The sequence below is a fragment of the Nitrincola sp. A-D6 genome, from assembly GCF_000764495.1.
Classification (GTDB): domain Bacteria; phylum Pseudomonadota; class Gammaproteobacteria; order Pseudomonadales; family Balneatricaceae; genus Nitrincola.
Map to the genome: position 1 here is coordinate 16,926 of NZ_JRLB01000052.1, position 18,292 is coordinate 35,217.

An 18,292-nucleotide genomic window follows, 5' to 3' on the forward strand; every position below is an offset into this window, starting at 1 on the left:
TACAAGGCCTCTCTCATGCAGACTTCACATGTGACGATTTATCATGGTGAACAGGTTATCTGGCTCTAAGAACCAGATAACCAAGCGGGATATAGAAGACAACCCCTTCTTGTTGGACATTTACCTAGTTAGCTTTTTCACTACCGATAAAGCGATAGATCACAGCACCAAGCAGTCCACCAATAATTGGAGCCACCCAGAAAAGCCAAAGCTGCGCAATGGCCCAATCGCCAACGTATAGCGCAACACCGGTACTGCGTGCAGGATTCACTGATGTATTGGTAACTGGAATGCTAATCAAATGAATCAGCGTTAGGCACAAGCCAATAGCAATCGGCGCGAAACCTTGTGGGGCACGTTTATCAGTAGCACCAAGAATAACCAGGAGAAACATCATGGTCATGACCACTTCCGTGATCAGTGCGGCAAACAAACTATACTCACCGGGTGAATGCGCACCATACCCATTTGACGCAAACCCCGCTGAGACATCAAAGCCAGCCTTACCACTAGCAATCAGATACAGAACGCCCCCGGCAACAATGCCGCCAAAGACCTGTGCAACGATGTAAGGTAAAAGCTCTTTTGCTGGAAAACGACCACCAGCCCAAAGCCCAATAGATACGGCCGGATTGAGGTGGCAACCAGATATGTGCCCGATGGCGTAAGCATTGTAAGAACGGTAAGGCCAAATGCCAGTGATACACCTACTAAGCCAATACCTACATCTGGGAAAGTAGCCGCTAAAACTGCGCTACCACAGCCCCCGAGTACTAGCCAGAAGGTCCCGAAAAACTCTGCACCATACTTATTCATACAGTTTTCCTTTCCTATGATGATATCCATCGAGGGTTATAAAACCCTGCTGTTTATAATTTAATACGATAGCCAGCCGAAGACGGCTTTAAAACGCGCTGGCAAGTATAATCTGGAAAGGTTTAATTATTGAATAATAAAAATACTCAAGAGAATAAATATTATTTTCAATTTATTACTTTTTATTTCAAGGTATTACATTTAATTTCAATTAACCGTTTTACGGAATATGTCGCAAGTAAACTGTTGTTCCATCGTAAACTCCAAACACAGCCTCGCCCTGCTTAGCTGCAAGCAGCCGCTCTATTCACTCAGGTGTAGCGGTAATCAACCCATCGTCGCTATCTCCACAACCAGATCAGGTACAAAGCTAGGCGATTCAAACTCATATGGATAACCACCTGGATTAGCTATGATCCGTGTCCCCCTGCACTCATAATCAACAGCTTCATGAACATGACCATGCACCCACAGTTCTGCTTTTCCCATTAACCGGGCAAGATCCGATGCAAAGGCTGGCGAGAGGGCATCACCTCTATAATAAACAGGAATACAATTTGCTAACGGTGCATGGTGGCTGATGACAACTTTAGGGCCAGCATAAGGAGAAGCCAACTCTTTTTCCAACCACTTAATAGCTCGATTATGCAACCGTTGGCTTTCTTCAGGTGTAAAAATCATCCCATCAGGCTGTTCAATGATGCGAAAGTCTGGCATGACGGATACAGCTTTCTTATAGGTGAAAGCTGCACTGTTATCAGGGCAGTTCGCATAGAGCTCAAAATCTGTCCAGAGTGTAGTGCCTAAAAATTTTACACCACCAATATTAACACTGGCATTATCGAGTAAATGGATGCCGAGCCTTTTGGCTTCAAAACTTAAGTCAGCACGCAGTGCAGACATGGAATGATTGTAATATTCATGATTTCCAGGCACATAGATAATCGGCACCCCAGAAAAACGGCTGGCAGCCCAATGAAGTCCTTGCGTTCCTGTGTGGATATCACCAGCCAATATAACCACATCGGCGGCTACATCTGGCAGGTCGAGCCCTTCATCGAAGTGTTCCAGATGCAGATCAGAAAAAATTCTCAGCCGCACAGTACAATCCCCCTTTTCAAGCTTATTTATCTCGATCACATGTTCGTCCAGGCTAGACGTTTCGCTCCACTACGTCAGGGAGCCATATGATGTCAGTAACACCTATATCCTGCCCACACTGACTTAGCAGTGTTGTGATTTGACCGCGATGATGGGTTTGATGATTGAAGAAATGGGCAACCACCAGCCACATCTCATATTTGCGGGTGGAGGGATTAACAAGGCTTGTATATTCCAGTTTGCTAGCCAACTCAGAATCCGTCAGCGCGGCGGCCCATGAAGCGATGATTTCATCGGTTGCAGCACGGTCCTCCCATAACGTTTCAAATTCGCTATGCAACTCCTCACCAAGATCTGATGCCTGAAACGGTTTACCCAAGAAGCGCCCTAACCAAATTTTGTCGCCAAGCAGAATATGATTGAGTGTGCCATGAATTGATTTAAAAAAAGCCCCGGTGTCTTTTTTACGTTCGCTATCAGAGAGCTCTGCACACACGGCATACATCCGCTGATTCATCCAGCGATTATAGGCCGCCATATCTCTAGCCTGAACTGCAAGCATGTAATACTCTCCTTTTCTATGATGGCGTAGGGATGCCCGGACCAGCTCAGGTTGGGACAGAGGTTTACTGCCATCACTTACCCGCTAAAACTCCCTAGGGTTAATATTAGGTTATGGAGTAGGCTTTAGACTATCCCAAGTGAGCAAACTGCTTAAGTTTCTCGACTTTAAGCAATTGTTGCACATGTTCCGCAACCTGTGGCATGCCCTCAAGTATGGCCTTGGCAACGCCAAAATCATGATGCATTGACATGGTCGTGGGCACGGCTAAACAACTAATACCGGCCGCATGCGATGCGTTCAAACCATGTTGTGTATCTTCAATTGCAAGGCATTCAGATGCTTGCAAGCCTAATCGCTGAAGCGCAAGTAGATAGCAGTCTGGTGCGGGTTTGCTTGCATGAACATCATCCCCTGATACAACGGTAACAAAGCTATCACCGAGATTATTCGCCTTAAGGGTTGCACCGACGCTTTCTGAGCCCGCTCCTGTAACTATGGCGAGATCTAAACCGCAAAGACGAAATTCCCTGATAGTCTCAAGTACGCCACTCATGAGTGGAAAGGCATTTCGACGTAGGTACTCGCTTGTGGCGGCATCTTTCGCTGCTGCCAACGTTTCTGGGAGCTCATCAAGCTCAAACCTATGTACTAGATCAACGACATTGGCCTTGGTGGGTACACCCGCATAGTATTGTCTGTACAGTTGCTCAGACAGCGAAACCCCATACTGAGCCAAGACAGTTTGCCATAACTCGTAGTGAACGGGTTCGGAGTCAACTAAGGTTCCATCGTGGTCAAAAAGAATGGCTCTAAGTGACATAAACTTGGTATTTCCTTTGGATTCTAATGTAAGGCCACTGAAGGCCAACTGCGTTGCATTTTTCTGGTTTGCCTAGTGTAACCTGAACATAAGCACAACGCCTTTATCATTACTTAGGCGTTGTGATGACCAGCGAAAAAGGCACAAAGCTCGGCATCCGGCACTTGATCATTCGAATAGTTAAACGTGCCTCTACAGCCATTTCTTGTGCTGCCCTTCGCATGAGTGCGTAGGTGGCACGAGCGAGACTCCCACCGATACTGATACGCCGCACTCCCAGGTCTTCAAGCTGAGAAACCGTTATGGGCTGCCCCTTGAGACCCATAACAACATTTAGCGGCGCATCGATCTCTTTAACCAGCTCAGCAATCACTTTCGGATCCGACACACCAGGAACAAACAGGCAGTCTGCACCCGCTTCCCTATAGCTATTTGCCCTTTGCACAGCTTCCGCAAATGGATTTTTCACGCCCGTGAGATAGCAATCCGTGCGAGCAGTCAAAGTGAACGGAATGTCGCTTTCGTCTGCCACTTTACGCGCTGTACGAATTCGCTCTATAGCGAGTGGCAGGTCGAAGAGTGGAGTGGATGGATCGCCAGTAAAGTCTTCTATATTCCCCCCAATCGCTCCGGAAATAATAGCGAGCTCTATCGTCTCGGCTACCCGCTCAGGCTCTGCACCATAACCTGCTTCAAGATCCGCGCTCACAGGCACATCAACAGCACCGGCTATTTCTCGCACTCGATTGAGCATGTCCGTTCGCGTAACGGCTCCCTCATAGTCCGGAAGCCCGAGCGAGTAGGCAATGCCTGCACTCGTTGTCGCGATAGCGGAAAACCCAGCCGACGCAAGCATTCGGGCGCTACCACCATCCCAGGCATTGGGCATCAGGAAAACCTTCGATTGAGCATGAAGATCACGGAATATTTTCGCCTTGTTAAGATGTGTGTGCATACAGGTTGCTACTCATACCGGATAAGTTTAGGTGCACACTGGCCTTGGAAATCGCTGTCAGCCTTTATAACCAAGCACCGCAAAATAATGACAGGTTGTACCGCCAATAACGAACAAATGCCAGATAAAGTGGCCATATTTCACGACTGAGTCAGTGGCAAAGAAAATCACACCGACTGTATAGGACAGACCGCCTGCTACTAACAAAAATAAGCCAGTCTGAGAGATGTTGGCCATCAACGGTTCGATTGCAATCACGATTGTCCACCCCATCAGCAGGTAAAGACTGGTGAACAGAAGGTAGTGATGTGACTTGAGGACGATCTTTAATGTGATCCCGATCAAGGCTAGCCCCCAAACAATTCCCAGCAGCAACCAGCCCCAAGAGCCGTACAGAATACCAAGCGTTAACGGCGTATAAGTACCGGCAATCAACAGAAATATACCCGAATGCTCAATCACCCGAAACACATCCTGCTCCTGCCTGGCGATAACGCATGGTAGAGAGAGGATGCCATATAGAGCATCACCATGGTGGCTGAGAAAACACTACAGCCCACAATAAATGCGGGGTCTCCAAGCATCACGGCATGCTTAATAAGAAAGAAAGCACCGACCAGTGCCGCAAACATCCCTATGCCATGACTGACCGAGTTCGCAATTTCCTCTCGTGGTGTCTGTTCACGTCCTGCCATTGAAAGCGGCCTGTTCATGATCATTTTTTATGGCGATTTAAGATCCCTATACCCATCGTCAGATACGGTTTTGTGATGAATCAGGCTTTTGCTGCCTTGAATTGACTGGTCTCGATAATTTCACAAAAAACACGCATTAGCTCCGGATCGTACTTTTCTCCGGTTTCCTCATGCAATATAGCCATGATTTCCTGGTGGGTTCTGACATGATGATATGACCTTGTCACCGATATTGCATCATAGCTGTCAGCAATGCTGATGATACGGGAGCCTATCGGAATATTCTCTCCTGCAAGTTTATCTGGATAGCCCATTCCGTTGTAATGCTCATGGTGGTGCCGAATCAACTGGGCAGCCTGTTTGGAACCTGTCAGTTCAGTGGCGAGCATTATCTCCTCTCCGATTTCGGAGTGTCGTTTCATTATTTCCCACTCAGTTTTATCAAGTTGAGAAGGCTTAAACAGGATATTATCAGGTATTCCGATTTTACCTATGTCATGGAACGCAGCAGCAACAATAAGGGTATTAATCTCTGTATGTGACAGACCACAGGATTTCCCAATGCTTGCAGAAAGGCCTTGCACACGATCGGAGTGAAGTTGTGTTGACAGGTCGCGATAACCCAGAGCAACCGACAAGGCTTTGGTGTACTTGATCAGGGCATTAAAAGCCTCATCTTCCAGATTCATATGATCTCTCCGGGTATCTCAAGCCAGCCATAACGGCGCAAGCTTGCAAGCATCCTGCGTATTTAAACTCAGTTAAGTATAGATCAAACTTCAGACTCAACCTTTGATGCACATGAGGCATTTTACGCCCAAGAGGTTGCGAGATTAACTGTCATTAATACACTGATATTACTGTATTTTCTACCACCGTATTAGCTTCTGCTCGTTCAATGATTTTCAATAATACAGATTGAATCGCTTCATCTTCTCGAACATCTTTTTCACTCGTAAATCGTTGTATTTGAGGCTCTGCATTCTCTTCAGATAAAAAAGTAATGACCACTTCTGTTGCAAAACTCGTAGTTTTACCAAAGTAGTCTAATGATATTTGCGGATAGCCTTTGAAACCTCGCTTAACACGTTTCGATATGCGTTTTTTCGCTTTATCCACATTCACCATTGAATCCTTTTGATTGCTGAGCCCAATAAATATAACGCTGTAACGCGTTGGAGGCAAAGGCATCTTTGCCTGGTGCCGCACGAAACTTTTCCGGAGCGTCTTCAGTCCAACTAAAATATTCAGGGTCCCCAGCTCAAAAGTACTGATAGACGCCACCGTCGATCAATCCTCTTCTCGCCCAACAAGGAGTTCAGGCTCATCGAGGATCTGAGTGGTGAATCACAACTTTCGGAGCTGGAGCAACACCCATTTTATAAACATTCCACTGACGATCTGTAGGTGGTAATTCATCTTCACAGGTAATTTCGTATGCCAGATGCCCATCCAGGCGGCAAATTCGCCAGGATTTAAATCCGATTGAGTAAGATATCGCCGGACTTCTGGCAGCCTTACCATCAGCACGATCCCATGCCAGCTTACCGTTCCAATAACCACGGCTAGACATAACATTTGCCTCTGATTTGGTTGGAGGAGCCTCTGAAGGGACATAAAGGCCGTCGACCTCTGGCAATCCAGAGCCGGATACTTCGATGAATAGAGTGTTCGCGGGAAGTTTATTCATCTCTGTCATATATTATATCCTTGTAGATTAAATTGAGTTTAAACAAATTCTCTATTGCTGCATAACGACCAAGATCACCTGCGGGCAGGGTCAGGTGCAGCGCCTGGTTCGGCGTGACCAACCACGCCTATGAGACTAGATTCGTCCTCGCCAGCGTCGGCACCTACCACGTTGATTGAGCCATCAGTCTCCAGCACGACCGCTTTCACCTGGCCCAGCGAGCCAATCCCGGCCGCCCGCACTGCTGCCTGCACCTCTGCCTCGGTAACCCGCGCTTGTCGCAGGGCTGCAGGCAGAAACTCACCGCGATACATGAGCATAACTGGATCGCCGGTCACCGCCTGTCGCACCCACTTCGCGCGGACGCTTGACCAGGTAACCACGAATTGGAGCCCGATCAGCAACGCAAAGGCCAGCGCCCCGTCGGCCAGGGGAACATCCTTCGTCAGCAGCACAGTGGCCAGAGTCGAGCCGAGGGCGACAGTCACAACCAAGTCGAAGGCGTTCATCTTGGAAAGCGTCCTTTTACCAGAGAGACGCAGGAAAACGACCAGCACGACGTAGGCTAGCAGACCGACAACCAGCGTGCGAATTAAGCTTTCCCAACTGCTGAAAAATATCAGTTCCAATTAGCCTCTCCTGCTACCGAGTGGAGTTTAGTTGTATAGACGGAGTCAATACCCACTTAATTTAGCGCTTAAATTAGATTATTTTCAAGGCAGGGGCTACTGTCCGAGGCATAACGCCCGCTTGAAGATTCCGAAACCCGCTTGATTAAGCACCGCAAACGGGTGGGGGTTCAGCACCACTTTCTTTCGCCCGCCCTATTCGTCCCACTCACCGGCACCCAGCCACTTGAGTGCTGTCAGTGACGGCATGAACATATACTCGCCGCCCTTCATGACATTAAAAGTTGGGACTGCGTTGATCCGTTTTCGAGCCGGTTTCTGAGGGATCGTAAAGCGTCCTCCGTCACTCTCCTGAAGACTGACAATAGGATCGCGTTCATCGCCAAGATCGACGAAGTTTCCGCCGTTGATCCATTCCTGCTGCATGAATTCGATTGTGTCGAATGCCCGCGCGCTGATGAAGATAAAGAACAGACCGCGATCCTCAGCGGCATCGTCCGCCTGCGTCACGTCCCGACTCCATTTCGGTCCATAAGTGGAAGAACGGCGAATGATACGGTGGATGTGCACATCGGTCAGTATCGTAACCTGGCTGTCGCGCGGGTTCAGGCGGCGCATGTGACTCGAATGTGGGCACATGAGCCCCCTGCGGTCGTCTGAAAAGTCGAAGTCATTGTTGCGCTGTGAATCGGCACCGAGCTTCTCGTCATCCCGGTCGGGAGACAAGACCAGCGGCGCACCGCCTCGCCAGCGTCCGAACATTTTCGCGCCGATTAAATCCTGGCCATCCTCGTCGGCAGCCTGTGATTTCAGGTAGTCGTTGAAGGCCCCGACGCGACTTGCATATTTTCGCAAAACCACGAACGACCCGTTGCGGCCAAGCGGTCCAGGAACGGGCATGCCAAGCGGCGCGCCGGTCTCACTTTTCTCGCCCAGAATAAATTCTCCGGGGGCAACCGCGCGTTCCTGGCCCGGCTGCGCATCCACGCCTGCTCCTTTTACCGTCGGCTGGGAAATGGAATCGCGATATCCGAAAGGGTTCGCTGCGGATTCGTCGGCCCCGAATTCATGGGTTCCCATGAGTGTCACGCCTGTCGATTGATTGAGAATTTCTCGTGCCGTGACGTCCGCTGCTTTAAGGGCGGATTTGTCGATGGCATAGATGGTCAGGGCGATATGGCAGTTTCCCGGCTTATACGCCTCGTCCCAGTTTTCCGGTGCGTTCGGACCGTGATCGAGCAGTTGCCCAGCGCGACCGGCCATTCCTTCCTGGAACTGGATCGGAAACGACTTGAGCGACTTCTCAGGCAGCCCTAGCGCCTCGAGACCGGCATGGCTGATCGCCACCCCGGTCCATGACGATAGGTTCTCTGCCCAGTCCCGCGCAGACGGGATATGCGGCGCCAGACGCGCGAGTAGATCACGACCACCGGCGACATCTTCGATATGCAGCATGGCATGGATCCCGACGTAGGGCTCCGGGCGCGACCGCAGAATCATGGCCTGAATGTCATCCAGTTCAAGCTTCACATCTTCCCGGCGGAAGAGTGCTTTCATGTTGGCGATGATAGACATCAGTAATCCACGCCTTCGGGTTGGGAAATATTTTCGGTCAGGGCGTCAAGCGCTGCAAGGGTATCGGGGTCCAGATCCTGACGAGTCGACATCGCGTCAAGGAACGTGTCAAGCGCCTCTTCCGTGCGTTGCAGTCGGCGACAATCGACCACGGTTACCTGCGGATTGGCAACGAACCATCCGGAGGCGTTAATTTGCAGGCCGAGAATATAATCCTTGCACTTGGGACTGGTGATCCCCGGCCAGCCTTCGAGATTGTCGAAAAGCAGGTTCATCAGATCAGGAATCTTTGTCACGAAATCGTTGATGTAGGTGTCCCAATCCCCATCATAGGCCGTCGCGAAGAGCAGGCGCGTATTGTTATCGAAAAAAACGAAGCGCATGTCGTGCAGGGTCGAAACTTTCTGGGCGCCGTCCATGTTGCCATTCGTCAAGTCAAAAATGCGCTGCAACCGCTCGGCACCGCCTGGTTTGAGTGTGCCCATCGCGGTGAGTTCCGACACCTTGCCCGACCGCATCCCGGCACGCCCGGCCGAATCTGCGCTGCCTTTTAGTTCTGGATTGTGATCGCGGATCATCGCCTCCAGCGCAATCTTGGCGAGCTGCGGGGCATCCTGCACAGCAGCGTCAATTCGTCGCCGGATTTTTTCCAAGCGGGCTTCATCTTCCAGACGGGGGTCATCGGGTTTGGTCATGGGGTCTCCGTGGTAGAAAAAAACTTAATTTATGGCGGATCCCGTCAATCGGGGACTTGGTCGAGGCTGTCAGGCTCCCGGCGTTCGACAGCGTTGCCGGTATGACGAAAAGCGGTCGAGCGCTCATAGGCGAGCTTGCGCACCCGCATAATGGAGCCCAGCGGACGATGCGCCTCGATGCCGTTCCACGGGCTGAATGACAGGACGTCGTCGCCATAGACGCGCCGGGCGGGACTAAAGGAATCCTGTGGGTCGATAGTCAGCGTCGCAATGCTTTCTTGCGGTGCCAGCGATTCCTCCCACAATACTGCCGCATCCTCGACCGGCATCTTGTCAAGATCGACGCAGAGTTGAGCCCGCAAATCATATTCTGCGCCATCAGATGAAAAGAACTCTCTGACAACATCACGCATGGTGGAATGCCCGTCGACCTCGACCAGCTCCCCGGTCAGGGACCGGACATTGTCAGACTTCGGTTGCAGCGAAAGTTTTGCGACATGGGCGCCATACCGTATTGCCGCTTGGGTATGATAGGTCTCACCGAGGATGTTGTTGTTGTCGCGAGCGAGACCTTGAAGTGTCGCTCCGGGAGTCTTGCCGAGCGCCTCAACGAAGTTTTCGGACGCGCGTGCAGTGCCTGCGACGATCCTCTGGAAAAAATCGGGTGTTTGCGCGTTCTTTTCCAGAAGCCCGAGGAGTTTTTTATATTTGGCAACCGTTCCGAAGGCGATCACGGGGAAGTTCACCATCAGTAAATCCTGATTCCGGCCATCGAGTTCCGGGATCAGCCGTTCGCCCTCGACCCCGATCACTTTGATCGCGAATCCGCGCGGGGCTGGCACTTTATCGGAATGAATGTCACCGGGTGCCGACGACAAACGAACCATCACTTCGTAACTACATGGTTGGGAGAAGATCCCTTGGGCCAAATGCGCAGGGAGATTCTCCCGTACGGTAAGCCGTGCCTTGAGGACCGCATGGCTCTTCGAATGCGCATCGCGGTGGGCATGGCGATGGCGATCCATACTGGCACGCTGCGAGGCCGCCATCATCGCAAGAATATCGTTAACGATCTGTGACTCGTCATCGCCTATTGTTTCAACGCTGGGCGAATAATGGATAGGATTGAACATACGGGCTCCTAGGACATAGCTTTTGCAGCAGTCCATGCAACTGTATGCCTGTGCCCGACGGCAGTCGGTGTGTTATCGAACTGAAAGCAGCATCCGCATTCTTTGGCTACTGCTGCGATGGCTGTGCTTGGTTTAGTTATGTGCTTGATACCTATAATCAGAGCCCACTTTCTACCATCCCTTTAACTTTATGCGCCTTTTCAAAATGATCTAGCTCGTGCGTCTGAATCCACCAAGTCGCAGCCTCCATTAGCAGTTTTGGGTTATCATTCTTGTTCGCGAAGAATGCATAAAAAGAGACGCCTACTGAATCACCTTTTGAAGCTATTTTTTTGTTGCAGACTTCGATTATCCTGGATCTGAGCTCGCTTCTCATTTATTTGTTCGTTCCCGTTGTCAGTTAGTTGAGCATATAACGCCGCCAGTATGCGCGGCTATGTAGTGGAGGCGAAGCCGCAACGAGCCACACCTACGATTGTTACAAACCGTTGCATATCGCCAACAGCTAAGCTTGTTGATCATGGGTGAAGCCTCTGCATACAGCTGCAATTTTATTTCCGTCTGGATCATAGACATAAGCCGCGTAGAAATCCGGGTTGTACTCCGGTCTTAGGCCGGGTGGACCTTCAGATACTCCGCCATTTTCGAGGGCAGCTTTATAAAAACTCTGCACTTCTAGCCATGTTTTTGCGCGCAGCGCAACCATGGTGCCATTTCCGGCAGTGGCCACTTGCGAATTAAATGGAGAGCAAACCCACAGTGCAAGCTCTTCAACTCCAGCTTCGTATACTCCCCAACCTGCCCAGCCATCCCAGTTAGATTCGCCATCGGTTTTGCAGCGCTTAAGATCAAGTGGCGCGAGCGCAGCATCGTAAAACTTGATTGCACGTTCAAGATCATTGGTTCCGAGACAAATATATGTAAACACAGATTATTTCCTGAGGTTGCTAACGTTTGGTTAAGGGACGGGCTTTAGCCCGTCCCAATGAGCGGAGCGAACGATTTAACCAGCGGTTATGCATTGCCTAAACTATTGCATATGCTAGGCACCGCTTTGTACAGGCATGAATAATGTGATAACCCATTGAATACTTTTGTCGAGGTACAACCAGGGATCGCTGATCCCAAATACTCAGCCATTGGCGGTGGAGACCAATTGTCCTCGGCGCCGTGCCAAATATGAGTATTGACTGATACCTGGACGAGAGAAGTTTTCCATGGCTTCACATAAAGGCCAATGTCTCTAGCATAACCTCGGACTCGGCCAACAAAGCAGGCTTTCAATGCTTTGGTGAGGGCTGCGCGGAATTCATTGTCAGCAACCAATAACTTATCTTCCCCAGCGGCGCTAGCAAACAGCAAGCGAAATAAAAGCTTTGGAGAAAGCCAAGCGAGAAGCCCCTGCCAATAAGATAACAAAACGAACAGGGCGGGTGCTGCTTTTGCCAGCTGGAACACTTGTTTCCCAGCCATGGCATCAAGATAACTGCCAGCTTCGAGTGGTGCGGCTGCAGAAACTAAATGCAGGTTATCTACGCTGTCGGGCATGTAACGGATGATTTGCACAGCAATAAATGCACCAATTGAAAAGCCTACAAAGTCTACTTTTTTCCCGGAGGCTATTCTTGAAATTTCCGCAGCCAGAGCTTTGTAATAGGCCTCTCCCTTGATGGATGGATCAACAGAAAATCGATCTAAACAAATAAACGTCAAATCGTGACTTTTTCCTTCCAAATCAAAAATGCTGCCCTCTTCTGGTGCTCCAGGTGCCCCATGAAAGTAGAACACTATGCGTCCATTATTTGAGCCGTATTGGCAGAATTTCAAAGGTCTCTCCGGCTTATGCATACGTTGAAAATCACCGGACTGAGGCAAGCGCAGCTTGCCGAAGGTCCGGTGGATTGTAATATTAGGCTTCAATCTGTACTTTTCTTGGATTGATCAAAAACTCACAAACTAGTTTCCCGATGGTTTCCGGGGCATCCTCCATGGCGGCATGACCAGCCAAAGGAATATTACCAAAGGATGACCCTACAATTTTATTTTTGGCTTCCGCCGCTTCAGCCAATGAAAGAAGGAAGTCGCCATCGCCCCTAAGAATAAGTGTCGGGCACTCAATACGTGCAATTAAGTCCTGTGGGTAGCCTGCCGAGCTGAGATCAGTCCAGAGAGCGACGCAAGATTCAACAAGTCTATTGAAATCTCCTTGTGGGTTAAGCGCAGCGTATTTTTTGGCGCCTCTGGAAACATCTCTATCCACATTTGGGGTGTAACGCCTGCAAGAATATCAAACGATGAGTCATGAAGAGAAATGCGCCACTGAGAGCCGATAGTGATCAGTGCCTTCACTGCCTGATTTCCTGAAGCAATTCGGTAGGCGACAATACCTCCGTCACTGAAGCCGATAAGCGAGTATTCCTTCAGGCCAAGATGCGCGATAAGTGCCTGAATATCAGCCTGATACTGTTGATATGTGAGGGGTTTAGCTCCCAGTTGAGATCGACCGTGACCCCGCATATCCATTGCGATAACGTGAAACGAGTCCGGAATCATGTTAATGATGGGAGAAAAGTCTTCGAGACTACCGAGGCCGCCATGCAAAAGAACGATCGGATGACCCTGCAATGTCCCGGTGGTCTCGTAGTAAATACGTGTATCTTCGAGATAAAGAAATTCACCGCTTTGATGGTCGAACATGACTTCCTCCTGAGGCCTAACGCCCTGCAAGTGCTGCGCATTGTTAGACATTATTTTGCAGGCGTTCCTGCTGAACCTGCCAGAATACCGCCATCAATGTTGATCTCCGTTCCTGTCAAATACCCAGATTCATCTGAAGCCAACATCACAGCAACACAGGCAACTTCCTCAGGCAAACCAAAACGTCTAAGCGGCGTATCTTGAACAATAGCGGCCATATTAGCCTCACGTTCAGGCCCATTCCCCAGCATCGGCTCCCACATTGGTGTCAGAATTGCAGCAGGGTGAATTGAATTACACCGCACCTTCAGATTCTGCTGCGCACAGTACAACGCTACACTTTTTGTATGATTTCTTACTGCCGCTTTACTAGAAGCATAAGCAGCTGCGGTTGGAATACCCACAATGCCAGAGCGTGACGATATATTAATAATGGAACCATGACCTTTTGCACGCATAGCTTTTATGGCGTACTTACAACCTAAAAACACCCCATCGAGGTTTGTTGCATGTACCTTGCGCCAAGCATCTAAAGTTGCATTCTCAGGATCATGTTGAACAAAGCCTTCTTCAAAGCCCGTAATTCCCGCATTATTGACTACAATGTCGAGCCGACCGTGTGCTTCAACTATATTGTCAGTAATCTCTTGCCAAGCATTTTCATTTCGAACATCTAGCAGCAAAAACTTAGCGGTATGGCCAATAGATGACGCTACTTGTTGTCCATTCTCTTGATCAATATCAGTGACATAAACAAATGCACCTTCAGCTGCAAAATGTCTGGCAATTGACTCACCGATGCCTCTAGCTGCACCTGTGACTAAACCAACTTTTCCTTTAAGTCTCAAAACTCAACCCCCTTAACGCCAGGCAACACCCGGCTATTTTTGTGGAGACGAAGCCGGAGCGAAAATAGCTCGGGTGACTGCCATTGTTAAGGCTGCAGACCAACTTGGGTGTCCTGTTGGCGCTGCCAAGGATAATCCAGGCAGTTTAGGCTTCGAGCGATCAACTCTACTCATCCAATGCATGTCCCCTTATTTCTTTTCTTCCTCTGGATTCAATCGGTGAGCGTCCCCCGTATAGTATTCAGAAGCTCGGCATTTGTTGGGTGCTTCTCCAGCAGATCGACCAGTTTTTTAGTACCCTCTATCGGCTTGAGACCGGTAAGCGCCCGGCGCAGCGCTCTTATTGTTTCCAGCTCCTTCGGATCTAACAGCAGCTCTTCACGGCGCGTACTGCTTTTCGCGATGTCCAGCGCGGGAAAAATTCGCTGATTGGCAACATCTCTTGATAAAACCAGTTCCATATTTCCCGTACCCTTGAATTCCTCAAATATAACCTGGTCCATGCGGCTGCCGGTATCAACCAAAATAGTTGCCAAAATGGTAAGCGAACCACCATTCTCGATTTTCCGCGCAGAGCCAAACAATTTCCGTGGAATCTCCATCGCCCGAGCATCAATCCCGCCCGACATAGTACGACCACTGTTCTTTTGCTCCGCATTATGCACACGCGAAAGCCTTGTTAGTGAATCAATCACAATCATGACGTCGTGACCCTCGCCAGCTTGATGGCGGGCGGTGCTAAGAAGCTCATCGGCAACACGAACATGATGAGCATAGCTCTCATCCGAGGATGAAGCGTGTACCTCAGCCGGGACGCTACGCTTAAAATCAGTGACCTCTTCGGGTCGCTCATCTATCAACAAAGCATAAAGTTTAATCTCGGGATACGCCTTACCCACCGCTTGGCAGATATGTTTCAGAATCGTTGATTTCCCGACTCCCGGTGGAGCAACTATCAAGCCTCGCTGCCCCATTCCGATCGGCGTAATCAAGTCCATCGCGCGCACCGTGGCCTGATTAGAACCCAACTCCAAGCGAATGCCCGGCGTTGGATTGATGGCCACACCATTCAAAAAACGCGTTTGTGGATCACCCTCAGACACAGCTTCGGTTGTATCACCCACTGGTTTAGCGTGATTGTTCCTTTTCTGTTTCAAACTTAATATTTTTCTCGTCATAGTGCTTGTTAATCGCCCTTCTAAAAAATTTTCAAAATGGCTGATAACTCCCAAAAGTACCTGAAGCGTAACTATCGTGGACGGCTTATCAGTCAGCTGGCTGTCAAACAACCGTGGCTGTCCGGTTGTTCCTCCGGGATCAGCTCCCACATTTCATTCTGGTGAAGCCAGATCGGATCGGCATTCTCCTCGATGAACTGATCTACCGGTATGCCATCCACAGTCGATGGCCGCTTTATTCTGACTTGCTTGCCGTTCATAAAGACCCACTGGTATTTATTTTGTCGCTCGAACTTCGCGGCTTTCTTTGCAAGTTTTTGAGCCGGAGTGAACTTTTTCTTAACCTTTGCCATATCTCAAATTTTTGGTGCTAACGCCGCCATCATGCGCGGCTTTGCAGTGAAGGCGAAGCCGCAACGAAAAAGCTGTCGCTGTGTTTGGCCTTGTTAGGACTCTTGACGTATACTTGTACGGAAATTCCGTACATTAAGGTGCTGTAATGGATACGATCAGTGTAAACAAATTCAGAGACAACCTGAAGAGCGTTGTAGAGCAAGTGGTTAGCAGACATGAGCCGCTCAAGGTTACTCGACGAGCAGGAGAGGCTTTCGTTGTTATGAGCGCCGACGACTGGGAGCAAGAACAAGAAACCCTTCACGTTCTCCAAAGTAAGAGTCTTATGCAACAGATTGCCGACTCACTTGCAACTCACACCCATGGAAAAGGCTATAAACCAACTAGTGAGCAGATGGATGAGATCACTGGTATTTGAGGGCAACACCTGGAACGCGTATGAGGCTTTGCGTGAAAAGGACAAACGATTACACAAGGCCTTGTGCAAATTGCTCAATGAAATGCTGCGATCGGACGACCCATCTTCCGGTCTGGGAAAACCTGAACCACTAAAGCACAACCTCTCAGGACTGTGGTCTAAGCGTATATCACAGAAAGATCGCTTAATATATCGGTTCGATGAAAAGTCCATTTATATCTTCGCTATTGGTGGTCACTACGATCAGCCCTAACGCCCGGCTCTGCGGTAGTAAAAAGTGAAGGCCGCTTTTTGGCCGGAGCTTTTGTCTGTCCGACAGCAGCCGTTTGTTAACAGTTTATTGCCACTCAATCTTAAGGTCTTTATGTGACTGTGCGCAGTCGCGCAGATAGAGATTAATTAGGCTCTGATACGGAAGGTCTTTTTCCTCGGCCAGATTCTTGAAATACGCAACGGTATCTTCATCCAGCCTAATCGTAACCTGCTTCTTGAGCTTTTTGGCATAAGGATTCTTAACGGAGTCTGAAAAATCGTAGTGATCACGCATACCTATACCCTTCATAAGTCTTTCGCTCTTGCTTATCAGCCTTTCGCGCAGAGATGATTCGGATGGTCTCACCGTCTCTAACGCAGTGGCACACCACCAGCAAACGAGAATGGATGCTCGTTCCGAGGAGTATGAATCGGTCCTCGTCAGTAGAATGATCAGGATCCGCTATTAGGCGCCCGAACTCGTCTGTAAAGGCAGTTTTGGCCTCGTTGAACGAGACGTCATGCTTCTTTCGATTAGAGGCATCCTTGCGAGGATCCCAGTCAAAGGTGAGATGGCTCATGAATTACATTGTAGTTACAGCGTAGGTATTGTCAAGGTGCCGAGTCAGATACTGTTAACGTTCGCCATCATGCGCTTGTCGCGTGAATGGCCTTGTTAGCATCTGCTATCTCATACTGGCTAAACACTTGAATACCATACCGACGTAGCAACGCTGCTGTAACACCCATGCCGGGAGTTCGGTTCCCTGAAAAGCTACCGTCATAGATGAATGAACTTCCACATGAGGGACTAGATTCGGCCAGTATTGCTATTTCAATGTTAAATTTTTTGCACAATTCCAGGGCAATCGAGGCACCTGCAATAAAATCGTCGGTGACAATATCCCCACCCTTTTCGACAACATCGGTTTCGCCGTCTAATACACTGCCTCCGCTTCCTTCGAAAATTTCCGCAGGTTTCCTTGGGATAGTCATTCCAGCCTCAACTTCGGGGCAAACTGAAACAACCCGGCCTTCAGATATCCACCTCTCTATAAGCTGATCATTCACCGAAAGGCTCCCACCATCGTATCGAACCCTTTTCCCCAGAAGGCAGGCACTTACTAATACTTTTCTCAAATTACTAGCCCCTTGTATTGCAGTGCTAACGCCTAAGCACACGGGCGGCCACGTAGTGGACGTCCCAGCCGCCAACGGCGGCGACGTGCTGCGACTGGTTATGGATGCTGGAATGGCACGATGAAACGGTAATTTGCATAGCCTCCCCCCTGCCACCCAGATAAACATACGGCTGCCGATATTGGCAGCAACCCCCTCTTACTGGCAACCCACAATGCGAAGTGCGTTTTGTGGCTTACTTGCTAGCAGCACCGAAACGGAGCTGCCGAGTATTGATACTTGGCACAATGCTCAAAAGTAGTGAAGGTTGCACGTACTTTCCGAAGCAAACGTTAACGATGCCTTGCAGCCATAACGCCCGAGCACACGGGCGGCCACGTAGTGGACGTCCCCCCGCCGCCAACGGCGGCGAAGTGCTGCGACTGGTTATGGATGCTGGAGTGGCACGATGAAGCGGTAATTTGCATGGCCAGCCCTTGGCACCCTGAAAAAAATACTGCTGCCGATATTGGCAGTAACCCATCTTACTGGCAACCCACAATGCAAAGTGCGTTTTGTGACTTACTTGCTAGCAGCACCGGAACGGAACTGCCGAGTATTGATGCTTGGCGCTACGCTCAAAAAGTAGTGAATATTGCACATTCTTTCCGAAGCAAACTTCAGGAAGCCATGCGACCATAATGCCGCCAGCACGCACGGCTTTGTAGTGAAGGCGAAGCCGCAACGAAAAG

The 18,292-nt window shown here is 49.6% G+C and carries 28 protein-coding genes; 2 read left to right on the top strand and 26 right to left on the bottom strand.

Going from position 1 to position 18,292, the window contains the following annotated elements; translation table 11 throughout:
* Positions 1-124: 124 nt before the first annotated feature.
* From aqpZ to LH51_RS09560, 23 genes are all read right to left on the bottom strand, one after another.
* Positions 125-619 carry an aquaporin Z gene (aqpZ, locus tag LH51_RS09465; RefSeq protein WP_268746555.1) on the bottom strand — a complete coding sequence of 165 codons (495 nt, stop codon included), beginning with the start codon at positions 617-619 and terminating at the stop codon, positions 125-127.
* Positions 517-816 (bottom strand): hypothetical protein, encoded by a 300-nt coding sequence (locus LH51_RS23535; RefSeq protein WP_268746551.1) that lies wholly within the window; start codon positions 814-816, stop codon positions 517-519. Before LH51_RS23535 ends, aqpZ begins: the two co-directional genes overlap by 103 nt.
* 327 nt (positions 817-1,143) lie before the next feature.
* Positions 1,144-1,956, bottom strand: a complete 813-nt coding sequence (locus LH51_RS09470; protein ID WP_327124679.1) for a metallophosphoesterase — start codon at positions 1,954-1,956, stop codon at positions 1,144-1,146.
* 13 nt (positions 1,957-1,969) lie between these two features.
* Positions 1,970-2,479 carry a DinB family protein gene (locus LH51_RS09475; protein ID WP_036521846.1) on the bottom strand — a complete coding sequence of 170 codons (510 nt, stop codon included), beginning with the start codon at positions 2,477-2,479 and terminating at the stop codon, positions 1,970-1,972.
* A 130-nt stretch (positions 2,480-2,609) separates the two neighbouring features.
* Positions 2,610-3,302 carry an HAD family hydrolase gene (locus LH51_RS09480; protein WP_052063630.1) on the bottom strand — a complete coding sequence of 231 codons (693 nt, stop codon included), beginning with the start codon at positions 3,300-3,302 and terminating at the stop codon, positions 2,610-2,612.
* 109 nt (positions 3,303-3,411) lie between these two features.
* Positions 3,412-4,257: an isocitrate lyase/PEP mutase family protein gene (locus LH51_RS09485; RefSeq protein WP_200881951.1), complete on the bottom strand. Its 846-nt coding sequence runs from the start codon at positions 4,255-4,257 to the stop codon at positions 3,412-3,414.
* Positions 4,258-4,314: 57 nt separating this feature from the next.
* Positions 4,315-4,728 (bottom strand): PAQR family membrane homeostasis protein TrhA, encoded by a 414-nt coding sequence (gene trhA, locus LH51_RS09490; RefSeq protein ID WP_268746552.1) that lies wholly within the window; start codon positions 4,726-4,728, stop codon positions 4,315-4,317.
* Complete coding sequence (locus LH51_RS23540; RefSeq protein ID WP_268746553.1) at positions 4,716-4,952, bottom strand: hemolysin III family protein; 237 nt, start codon at positions 4,950-4,952, stop codon at positions 4,716-4,718. Before LH51_RS23540 ends, trhA begins: the two co-directional genes overlap by 13 nt.
* Before the next feature lie 80 nt (positions 4,953-5,032).
* A complete protein-coding gene (locus LH51_RS09495; RefSeq protein WP_036521848.1) occupies positions 5,033-5,641 on the bottom strand; it encodes an HD-GYP domain-containing protein in 609 nt (202 codons plus the stop codon).
* Between the two features lie 154 nt (positions 5,642-5,795).
* Complete coding sequence (locus tag LH51_RS22550; RefSeq protein WP_235263644.1) at positions 5,796-6,236, bottom strand: hypothetical protein; 441 nt, start codon at positions 6,234-6,236, stop codon at positions 5,796-5,798.
* Between the two features lie 40 nt (positions 6,237-6,276).
* Positions 6,277-6,651 carry a hypothetical protein gene (locus LH51_RS09505; RefSeq protein WP_036521850.1) on the bottom strand — a complete coding sequence of 125 codons (375 nt, stop codon included), beginning with the start codon at positions 6,649-6,651 and terminating at the stop codon, positions 6,277-6,279.
* A 65-nt stretch (positions 6,652-6,716) separates the two neighbouring features.
* Entirely contained in the window at positions 6,717-7,271 is a 555-nt protein-coding gene (locus LH51_RS09510; protein WP_036521852.1) for a DUF421 domain-containing protein, read from the bottom strand.
* Positions 7,272-7,466: 195 nt separating this feature from the next.
* A complete protein-coding gene (locus LH51_RS09515) occupies positions 7,467-8,846 on the bottom strand; it encodes a Dyp-type peroxidase (protein ID WP_036521855.1) in 1,380 nt (459 codons plus the stop codon).
* Positions 8,846-9,541, bottom strand: a complete 696-nt coding sequence (locus LH51_RS09520; protein ID WP_036521858.1) for a hypothetical protein — start codon at positions 9,539-9,541, stop codon at positions 8,846-8,848. The genes LH51_RS09515 and LH51_RS09520 overlap by 1 nt, the downstream gene beginning before the upstream one ends.
* A gap of 44 nt (positions 9,542-9,585) precedes the next feature.
* Positions 9,586-10,674 (bottom strand): catalase family protein, encoded by a 1,089-nt coding sequence (locus tag LH51_RS09525; RefSeq protein WP_036521860.1) that lies wholly within the window; start codon positions 10,672-10,674, stop codon positions 9,586-9,588.
* Between the two features lie 157 nt (positions 10,675-10,831).
* Positions 10,832-11,050, bottom strand: coding sequence for a DUF6500 family protein (locus LH51_RS22555; RefSeq protein ID WP_036521862.1), 219 nt, complete (start codon positions 11,048-11,050; stop codon positions 10,832-10,834).
* Positions 11,051-11,179: 129 nt separating this feature from the next.
* On the bottom strand, positions 11,180-11,602 hold the full coding sequence (locus LH51_RS09535; protein WP_036521864.1) for a VOC family protein: 423 nt from the start codon (positions 11,600-11,602) through the stop codon (positions 11,180-11,182).
* A gap of 86 nt (positions 11,603-11,688) precedes the next feature.
* Complete coding sequence (locus LH51_RS09540; RefSeq protein ID WP_200881952.1) at positions 11,689-12,594, bottom strand: alpha/beta fold hydrolase; 906 nt, start codon at positions 12,592-12,594, stop codon at positions 11,689-11,691.
* Positions 12,584-12,742, bottom strand: a complete 159-nt coding sequence (locus tag LH51_RS20820) for a hypothetical protein (protein WP_160173713.1) — start codon at positions 12,740-12,742, stop codon at positions 12,584-12,586. Before LH51_RS20820 ends, LH51_RS09540 begins: the two co-directional genes overlap by 11 nt.
* A gap of 59 nt (positions 12,743-12,801) precedes the next feature.
* Positions 12,802-13,371 (bottom strand): alpha/beta fold hydrolase, encoded by a 570-nt coding sequence (locus LH51_RS09545; RefSeq protein WP_160173714.1) that lies wholly within the window; start codon positions 13,369-13,371, stop codon positions 12,802-12,804.
* Between the two features lie 50 nt (positions 13,372-13,421).
* Positions 13,422-14,219 carry a glucose 1-dehydrogenase gene (locus LH51_RS09550; RefSeq protein WP_036521865.1) on the bottom strand — a complete coding sequence of 266 codons (798 nt, stop codon included), beginning with the start codon at positions 14,217-14,219 and terminating at the stop codon, positions 13,422-13,424.
* 212 nt (positions 14,220-14,431) lie between these two features.
* Entirely contained in the window at positions 14,432-15,397 is a 966-nt protein-coding gene (gene rho, locus LH51_RS09555) for a transcription termination factor Rho (protein WP_081960766.1), read from the bottom strand.
* Positions 15,398-15,489: 92 nt separating this feature from the next.
* Positions 15,490-15,750 carry a hypothetical protein gene (locus LH51_RS09560; protein WP_036521866.1) on the bottom strand — a complete coding sequence of 87 codons (261 nt, stop codon included), beginning with the start codon at positions 15,748-15,750 and terminating at the stop codon, positions 15,490-15,492.
* Positions 15,751-15,896: 146 nt separating this feature from the next.
* Between LH51_RS09560 and LH51_RS09565 the strand changes: the two genes are divergently transcribed.
* Both LH51_RS09565 and LH51_RS09570 read left to right on the top strand, forming a co-directional pair.
* On the top strand, positions 15,897-16,169 hold the full coding sequence (locus LH51_RS09565) for a type II toxin-antitoxin system Phd/YefM family antitoxin (protein ID WP_036521868.1): 273 nt from the start codon (positions 15,897-15,899) through the stop codon (positions 16,167-16,169).
* Positions 16,150-16,422 (top strand): Txe/YoeB family addiction module toxin, encoded by a 273-nt coding sequence (locus LH51_RS09570; protein ID WP_036521870.1) that lies wholly within the window; start codon positions 16,150-16,152, stop codon positions 16,420-16,422. The genes LH51_RS09565 and LH51_RS09570 overlap by 20 nt, the downstream gene beginning before the upstream one ends.
* An 84-nt stretch (positions 16,423-16,506) precedes the next feature.
* Here the strand turns inward: LH51_RS09570 and LH51_RS09575 are convergent, their stop codons facing one another.
* The 3 genes from LH51_RS09575 to LH51_RS09585 form a co-directional block, all read right to left on the bottom strand.
* The gene (locus LH51_RS09575; protein WP_036521872.1) at positions 16,507-16,716 is read right to left on the bottom strand and encodes a BrnA antitoxin family protein; all 210 of its coding nucleotides are present in this window, start codon (positions 16,714-16,716) and stop codon (positions 16,507-16,509) included.
* Complete coding sequence (locus LH51_RS09580) at positions 16,709-17,002, bottom strand: BrnT family toxin (RefSeq protein WP_036521874.1); 294 nt, start codon at positions 17,000-17,002, stop codon at positions 16,709-16,711. Before LH51_RS09580 ends, LH51_RS09575 begins: the two co-directional genes overlap by 8 nt.
* Before the next feature lie 67 nt (positions 17,003-17,069).
* A complete protein-coding gene (locus LH51_RS09585; RefSeq protein WP_036521876.1) occupies positions 17,070-17,561 on the bottom strand; it encodes a DUF523 domain-containing protein in 492 nt (163 codons plus the stop codon).
* Positions 17,562-18,292: the final 731 nt, after the last annotated feature.